Annotated in this window: 1 protein-coding gene; it reads right to left on the bottom strand. The window is 50.7% G+C overall.

Translation table 11 applies throughout. The features are described from left to right. Positions 1–39 precede the first annotated feature (39 nt). On the bottom strand, positions 40–613 hold a 574-nt coding region (locus ACFFT4_RS30125; RefSeq protein WP_378052841.1), incomplete at its 5' end, for an IS4 family transposase.

The following is a 613-nucleotide window of genomic DNA, read 5'->3' as shown; positions in this document are numbered from 1 at the left end:
CTATGCTTGACCCACAGTGAATCCAATAAATGGGAGGGGCTAAAACGAGGTATATCGACGGTGCTTGAGTACCGTATGCAGCTCGTTTAAGCCTCTCCAAAGCACCTTGACCCCTGGGTCGCCATCCCCTTTGCGACCTAGAAATCCGCCAAGCTTGGCGAGACAGAGGACAGCGGTTTGGATGGTTGGAGGTGTGGGAGGTGCTGTAGAAGTCCGATGCGCGATGCAATACAGTACTTTCCACTCCTCCTCCTCCAAATAGAGCGTGCAACAGGCTTCGGGAAGCTGACGGGCCAAATAGGTCATGCCCAGAATGCGAACCGATATCAGGGAATAGATCAAAATCAGCTTTTGCAAACGTTCCGCCGTCCGATTTTGTAACTTCTCAATGGCACAGCCACTTTTTAAGATGTAGTGAAATCGCTCGATCTTCCACCTTTGCATGTACCAGTTGATTTTCTCGACCGCTTCCTCCAGACTTTCCACCGCCAAACTGGTCACCAAATACCACGCAATCGGCTCTACACCCGCAGGTGGATTCAGTTCGCGCACATACACAATAGATAAGGACGCACTCCGACTGTTTAACCATTTATTGGGTAGGTTGGCTGGG

This window comes from Cohnella cellulosilytica (genome assembly GCF_042431195.1).
Lineage (GTDB): Bacteria > Bacillota > Bacilli > Paenibacillales > Paenibacillaceae > Cohnella > Cohnella cellulosilytica.
The sequence above is the reverse complement of the archived record's forward strand: the minus strand, read 5'-3'. Positions and strand labels throughout refer to the sequence as shown.